This window comes from Moorena sp. SIO3H5, from assembly GCF_010692395.1.
In the GTDB taxonomy this organism is placed as follows: Bacteria; Cyanobacteriota; Cyanobacteriia; order Cyanobacteriales; family Coleofasciculaceae; genus Moorena.
The window spans coordinates 1-1,381 of sequence record NZ_JAAHHS010000764.1; the positions used below are offsets into that span (position 1 = coordinate 1).

Annotated in this window: 2 protein-coding genes; both read right to left on the minus strand. The window is 43.9% G+C overall.

Annotation, left to right across the window (positions count from 1 at the left end; genetic code table 11):
* Window positions 1-75 precede the first annotated feature (75 nt).
* A complete protein-coding gene (locus F6K52_RS36325) occupies window positions 76-963 on the minus strand; it encodes a hypothetical protein (RefSeq protein WP_293090076.1) in 888 nt (295 codons plus the stop codon).
* A 133-nt stretch (window positions 964-1,096) separates the two neighbouring features.
* A complete protein-coding gene (locus F6K52_RS36330) occupies window positions 1,097-1,318 on the minus strand; it encodes a hypothetical protein (RefSeq protein WP_293090078.1) in 222 nt (73 codons plus the stop codon).
* Between the last annotated feature and the right edge of the window lie 63 nt (window positions 1,319-1,381).

The window sequence follows — 1,381 nt, forward strand, 5'->3', positions numbered from 1 at the left end:
ACATTACTTGGGCAAATGTTGACTAAACTCATCTAGGGCGTTAACGGACAGTGCTATTGCCTACATCTCTTCTAACTATGCGAGAGTTAAGGCTTGAATTCTGACGGATATTTCGACAGGAATCTCGGAAAATCGCAGTTTAAGGATGCGCTCTAAACTGCCTCGACGTTCTTGTTGGATGCCTTGTTCAATCCCTTGTTCAATCCCTTGTTCAATCCCTTGTTCAATCCCTTGTTCAATCCCTTGAGCAACCCCTTGTTGGATGCCTTGTTCAATCCCTTGTTCAATCCCTTGAGCAAGACCCTCTTGTAAAATCTCTTGATACCAGGGCGATTCCCGTAATACTGTCATATCCCACCTCATGATTTGTTGAATTAATGGTATCTCTAGAACAAAGCTAGCGAAGAATGCTAAGAGCGGTTCTAGTTGATTCAAAGTTTGATCTGCTCGTAAAGCCTGCACTGCTGAGCGCAATTTTGATTCACTACCACCTCCTTTTAAAATCGGTACAAATGGAAATAGGGGAGGCAAAGGTTGTCCTAATACTAATTCAGCCTCTACTTCCCACAGATTAATGACCCGATAATCTTGACGGGCTTTTAATCCCATGAATTCACTGTCGTAGCAATTTTCAATAGTAACCGTGGTTGGAGGTGGCAAGATGTTAATTAATACCGGATAAGCGGATAGGTTGTATTTCTCCTCAGCTAAGGCAACATAATTGCGCATTCGCTGAGGCATCTTCTGGTCATAGCGTAGTTGTAATTCATTGAGAATCAGAAATTCGGAGTGTTGAGGACTAGACGCTTTAACAATCACATCGCTTTCGCGACTAATCCATTGAAACTCAGCATCCAGCAACTGAGATGCCCGTACTTGGGAATTACCGGTTACCCATTGCACCCAAGCATTAGGAGCGAGACTGATTAGGCGTTTGCTGCCAATGTCTACAGGTTTTGCCATACAATACAATTGACTGAATCAAGATGAATTATTGACTTGCACAAACCCCACTTTGGAGGGCTGTTTCTGGGGTTCAACTAAAATTTGATTAGTGAAGAGTTGGGCTTTTCAGACTTCCCAAACTTCCTGTTTCTTAAGATTCTTCGTCTGTAGACTCGCCCTCTATAGAATCGCCGTCTATAGGGTCTCCTAAATCGAAGATAATAATAAATTTTTCATCGGGCATCAGTCGTTTAAGGGCCTGCAAGTGACCCTCCGCATCCGAACGGTTCCGAAAACGACGAACAACCATCCGCTGCATGTTCGGCAATAGACGAATTAGTGCCCATGGATATAGGCGTCGAGAGTACGACATAAAATATTAGGTATCTCCTTAACTGGGGCTCCAGAGCCAGCCTGTAGCCGGGAGAAACTGTCG